Raw genomic sequence first — 5,707 nt, 5'->3', positions numbered from 1 at the left:
GATCTGTCTATAATTCGCCCCACTTCCGGCGCAGACGAAACGGAAAACTTCTTGAATATCAAGTAGTTGGACGAAGTAAGCGGCGAGGAATGCTTCGGTTTGACGGTTAAATCGACAGCGGTGAAAAAGGCAGTTGACAGCAGGTTGTAACGCTGTAGAATTCGCCTCCCGCTGACGAGAGACGCCAAGTCACTCCAGGGCGCAAGTGGTTGAAGTTGTTAAGGATTTCCAAGCGAAACTTTGAAAACTTCTTAAAATAACCGCTTGACAGCAACAAGAGACGCTGTAGAATGCGCGCCTCGGTTGAGACGAAAGATCTTAACCACCCGCTCTTTAACAACTGAATCAAGCAATTCGTGTGGGTGCTTGTGCTGTAAGACTGATGTCAACTGATTATCAGCATCGCAAGTTACTCCGCGAGAAATCATGGTTTAACCAACGATTGCTGAGCCAAGTTTAGGGTTTTCTCAAAACCCATGAAGTAATTGAACTGAAGAGTTTGATCATGGCTCAGATTGAACGCTGGCGGCAGGCCTAACACATGCAAGTCGAGCGGCAGCACGGGTACTTGTACCTGGTGGCGAGCGGCGGACGGGTGAGTAATGCCTAGGAATCTGCCTGGTAGTGGGGGATAACGTTCGGAAACGGACGCTAATACCGCATACGTCCTACGGGAGAAAGTGGGGGATCTTCGGACCTCACGCTATCAGATGAGCCTAGGTCGGATTAGCTAGTTGGTGAGGTAATGGCTCACCAAGGCGACGATCCGTAACTGGTCTGAGAGGATGATCAGTCACACTGGAACTGAGACACGGTCCAGACTCCTACGGGAGGCAGCAGTGGGGAATATTGGACAATGGGCGAAAGCCTGATCCAGCCATGCCGCGTGTGTGAAGAAGGTCTTCGGATTGTAAAGCACTTTAAGTTGGGAGGAAGGGCAGTAAATTAATACTTTGCTGTTTTGACGTTACCGACAGAATAAGCACCGGCTAACTCTGTGCCAGCAGCCGCGGTAATACAGAGGGTGCAAGCGTTAATCGGAATTACTGGGCGTAAAGCGCGCGTAGGTGGTTTGTTAAGTTGAATGTGAAATCCCCGGGCTCAACCTGGGAACTGCATCCAAAACTGGCAAGCTAGAGTATGGTAGAGGGTGGTGGAATTTCCTGTGTAGCGGTGAAATGCGTAGATATAGGAAGGAACACCAGTGGCGAAGGCGACCACCTGGACTGATACTGACACTGAGGTGCGAAAGCGTGGGGAGCAAACAGGATTAGATACCCTGGTAGTCCACGCCGTAAACGATGTCAACTAGCCGTTGGGAGCCTTGAGCTCTTAGTGGCGCAGCTAACGCATTAAGTTGACCGCCTGGGGAGTACGGCCGCAAGGTTAAAACTCAAATGAATTGACGGGGGCCCGCACAAGCGGTGGAGCATGTGGTTTAATTCGAAGCAACGCGAAGAACCTTACCAGGCCTTGACATCCAGTGAATCTGCCAGAGATGGCGGAGTGCCTTCGGGAACACTGAGACAGGTGCTGCATGGCTGTCGTCAGCTCGTGTCGTGAGATGTTGGGTTAAGTCCCGTAACGAGCGCAACCCTTGTCCTTAGTTACCAGCACGTTAAGGTGGGCACTCTAAGGAGACTGCCGGTGACAAACCGGAGGAAGGTGGGGATGACGTCAAGTCATCATGGCCCTTACGGCCTGGGCTACACACGTGCTACAATGGTCGGTACAAAGGGTTGCCAAGCCGCGAGGTGGAGCTAATCCCATAAAACCGATCGTAGTCCGGATCGCAGTCTGCAACTCGACTGCGTGAAGTCGGAATCGCTAGTAATCGTGAATCAGAATGTCACGGTGAATACGTTCCCGGGCCTTGTACACACCGCCCGTCACACCATGGGAGTGGGTTGCACCAGAAGTAGCTAGTCTAACCTTCGGGGGGACGGTTACCACGGTGTGATTCATGACTGGGGTGAAGTCGTAACAAGGTAGCCGTAGGGGAACCTGCGGCTGGATCACCTCCTTAATCGAAGACTCAGCTTCTTCACAAGTTCCCACACGAATTGCTTGATTCATTGAAGAAGACGATAGAAACAGCCCGAAATTGGGTCTGTAGCTCAGTTGGTTAGAGCGCACCCCTGATAAGGGTGAGGTCGGCAGTTCGAATCTGCCCAGACCCACCAATTTTTGTGTGGGAACCTGTAGCAATACGGGGCCATAGCTCAGCTGGGAGAGCGCCTGCCTTGCACGCAGGAGGTCAACGGTTCGATCCCGTTTGGCTCCACCACTTACCGCTGTTTCGTTGTTAGAGTTTAGAAATGAACATTCCGTCGAGGTGACGGTGAATGTTGATTTCTAGTCTTTGATTAGATCGTTCTTTAAAAATTTGGGTATGTGATAGAAATATAGACCGGGCACCTCTTTCACTGGTGCGTGTCCGGGCTAAGGTAAAGTTTGTGAAATGCAAACTTTCGGCGAATGTCGTCTTCACAGTATAACCAGATTGCTTGGGGTTATATGGTCAAGTGAAGAAGCGCATACGGTGGATGCCTTGGCAGTCAGAGGCGATGAAAGACGTGGTAGCCTGCGAAAAGCTTCGGGGAGTCGGCAAACAGACTGTGATCCGGAGATGTCTGAATGGGGGAACCCAGCGGTCATAAGACCGTTACCTTACACTGAATACATAGGTGTATGGAGCGAACCAGGGGAACTGAAACATCTAAGTACCCTGAGGAAAAGAAATCAACCGAGATTCCCTTAGTAGTGGCGAGCGAACGGGGACCAGCCCTTAAGTTGTTTAGAGATTAGCGGAACGCTCTGGAAAGTGCGGCCATAGTGGGTGATAGCCCTGTACGCGAAAATCTCTTTGCAATGAAATCGAGTAGGACGGGGCACGAGAAACCTTGTCTGAACATGGGGGGACCATCCTCCAAGGCTAAATACTACTGACTGACCGATAGTGAACCAGTACCGTGAGGGAAAGGCGAAAAGAACCCCGGAGAGGGGAGTGAAATAGATCCTGAAACCGTATGCGTACAAGCAGTGGGAGCCCACTTTGTTGGGTGACTGCGTACCTTTTGTATAATGGGTCAGCGACTTATTTTCAGTGGCGAGCTTAACCGAATAGGGGAGGCGTAGCGAAAGCGAGTCTTAATAGGGCGTCTAGTCGCTGGGAATAGACCCGAAACCGGGCGATCTATCCATGGGCAGGTTGAAGGTTGGGTAACACTAACTGGAGGACCGAACCGACTACCGTTGAAAAGTTAGCGGATGACCTGTGGATCGGAGTGAAAGGCTAATCAAGCTCGGAGATAGCTGGTTCTCCTCGAAAGCTATTTAGGTAGCGCCTCATGTATCACTGTAGGGGGTAGAGCACTGTTTCGGCTAGGGGGTCATCCCGACTTACCAAACCGATGCAAACTCCGAATACCTACAAGTGCCGAGCATGGGAGACACACGGCGGGTGCTAACGTCCGTCGTGAAAAGGGAAACAACCCAGACCGTCAGCTAAGGTCCCAAAGTCATGGTTAAGTGGGAAACGATGTGGGAAGGCTTAGACAGCTAGGAGGTTGGCTTAGAAGCAGCCACCCTTTAAAGAAAGCGTAATAGCTCACTAGTCGAGTCGGCCTGCGCGGAAGATGTAACGGGGCTCAAACCATGCACCGAAGCTACGGGTATCATCTTATGATGATGCGGTAGAGGAGCGTTCTGTAAGCCTGTGAAGGTGAGTTGAGAAGCTTGCTGGAGGTATCAGAAGTGCGAATGCTGACATGAGTAACGACAATGGGTGTGAAAAACACCCACGCCGAAAGACCAAGGTTTCCTGCGCAACGTTAATCGACGCAGGGTTAGTCGGTCCCTAAGGCGAGGCTGAAAAGCGTAGTCGATGGAAAACAGGTTAATATTCCTGTACTTCTGGTTATTGCGATGGAGGGACGGAGAAGGCTAGGCCAGCCTGGCGTTGGTAGTCCAGGTTTAAGGTGGTAGGCTGAAATCTTAGGTAAATCCGGGGTTTCAAGGCCGAGAGCTGATGACGAGTGTTCTTTTGAACACGAAGTGGTTGATGCCATGCTTCCAAGAAAAGCTTCTAAGCTTCAGGTAACCAGGAACCGTACCCCAAACCGACACAGGTGGTTGGGTAGAGAATACCAAGGCGCTTGAGAGAACTCGGGTGAAGGAACTAGGCAAAATGGCACCGTAACTTCGGGAGAAGGTGCGCCGGTGAGGGTGAAGGACTTGCTCCGTAAGCCCATGCCGGTCGAAGATACCAGGCCGCTGCGACTGTTTATTAAAAACACAGCACTCTGCAAACACGAAAGTGGACGTATAGGGTGTGACGCCTGCCCGGTGCCGGAAGGTTAATTGATGGGGTTAGCTAACGCGAAGCTCTTGATCGAAGCCCCGGTAAACGGCGGCCGTAACTATAACGGTCCTAAGGTAGCGAAATTCCTTGTCGGGTAAGTTCCGACCTGCACGAATGGCGTAACGATGGCGGCGCTGTCTCCACCCGAGACTCAGTGAAATTGAAATCGCTGTGAAGATGCAGTGTATCCGCGGCTAGACGGAAAGACCCCGTGAACCTTTACTATAGCTTTGCACTGGACTTTGAATTTGCTTGTGTAGGATAGGTGGGAGGCTTTGAAGCGTGGACGCCAGTTCGCGTGGAGCCAACCTTGAAATACCACCCTGGCAACTTTGAGGTTCTAACTCAGGTCCGTTATCCGGATCGAGGACAGTGTATGGTGGGTAGTTTGACTGGGGCGGTCTCCTCCTAAAGAGTAACGGAGGAGTACGAAGGTGCGCTCAGACCGGTCGGAAATCGGTCGTAGAGTATAAAGGCAAAAGCGCGCTTGACTGCGAGACAGACACGTCGAGCAGGTACGAAAGTAGGTCTTAGTGATCCGGTGGTTCTGTATGGAAGGGCCATCGCTCAACGGATAAAAGGTACTCCGGGGATAACAGGCTGATACCGCCCAAGAGTTCATATCGACGGCGGTGTTTGGCACCTCGATGTCGGCTCATCACATCCTGGGGCTGAAGCCGGTCCCAAGGGTATGGCTGTTCGCCATTTAAAGTGGTACGCGAGCTGGGTTTAGAACGTCGTGAGACAGTTCGGTCCCTATCTGCCGTGGACGTTTGAGATTTGAGAGGGGCTGCTCCTAGTACGAGAGGACCGGAGTGGACGAACCTCTGGTGTTCCGGTTGTCACGCCAGTGGCATTGCCGGGTAGCTATGTTCGGAAAAGATAACCGCTGAAAGCATCTAAGCGGGAAACTTGCCTCAAGATGAGATCTCACTGGAACCTTGAGTTCCCTGAAGGGCCGTCGAAGACTACGACGTTGATAGGTTGGGTGTGTAAGCGCTGTGAGGCGTTGAGCTAACCAATACTAATTGCCCGTGAGGCTTGACCATATAACACCCAAGCAATTTGTGACCTGAGAGGGCATCAGATTGCGGTGACTGTGAAGATGACAGACGCTGAAAGTTTGCAGCACGAACGAACCTGATCACATACCCGATTTGCCGAAGCGAAGCCCTGGCGACAGGCGCAGCGACTCGGTACCCGAATTTCTTGACGACCATAGAGCGTTGGAACCACCTGATCCCATCCCGAACTCAGCAGTGAAACGATGCATCGCCGATGGTAGTGTGGGGTTTCCCCATGTGAGAGTAGGTCATCGTCAAGATTAAATTCCGAAACCCCTCA

The 5,707-nt window shown here is 51.8% G+C and carries 1 protein-coding gene, 2 tRNA genes and 3 rRNA genes; 5 read left to right on the top strand and 1 reads right to left on the bottom strand.

The features are described 5' to 3' along the window. A partial coding sequence (locus tag ACWKWM_RS27780; RefSeq protein WP_483849166.1) for a hypothetical protein occupies positions 1–188 on the bottom strand: 188 nt, incomplete at its 3' end. A 299-nt stretch (positions 189–487) separates the two neighbouring features. Here ACWKWM_RS27780 and ACWKWM_RS27775 point away from each other — a divergent pair. The 5 genes from ACWKWM_RS27775 (at position 488) to rrf (ending at position 5,687) form a co-directional block, all read left to right on the top strand. Then, positions 488–2,026, top strand: a 16S ribosomal RNA gene (locus ACWKWM_RS27775). Between the two features lie 80 nt (positions 2,027–2,106). After that, positions 2,107–2,183: transfer RNA gene (locus ACWKWM_RS27770), tRNA-Ile, on the top strand. Positions 2,184–2,211: 28 nt separating this feature from the next. Then, positions 2,212–2,287, top strand: a tRNA-Ala gene (locus tag ACWKWM_RS27765). A gap of 232 nt (positions 2,288–2,519) precedes the next feature. Beyond that, positions 2,520–5,412: ribosomal RNA gene (locus ACWKWM_RS27760) — 23S ribosomal RNA — on the top strand. Positions 5,413–5,571: 159 nt separating this feature from the next. Next, positions 5,572–5,687, top strand: a 5S ribosomal RNA gene (gene rrf, locus ACWKWM_RS27755). Together the 16S, 23S and 5S rRNA genes with 2 tRNA genes alongside form the textbook arrangement of a ribosomal RNA operon. Positions 5,688–5,707 lie beyond the last annotated feature (20 nt).

The sequence above is a fragment of the Pseudomonas rosaeacicularis genome (assembly GCF_057128745.1).
The sequence above is the reverse complement of the archived record's forward strand: the minus strand, read 5'-3'. Positions and strand labels throughout refer to the sequence as shown.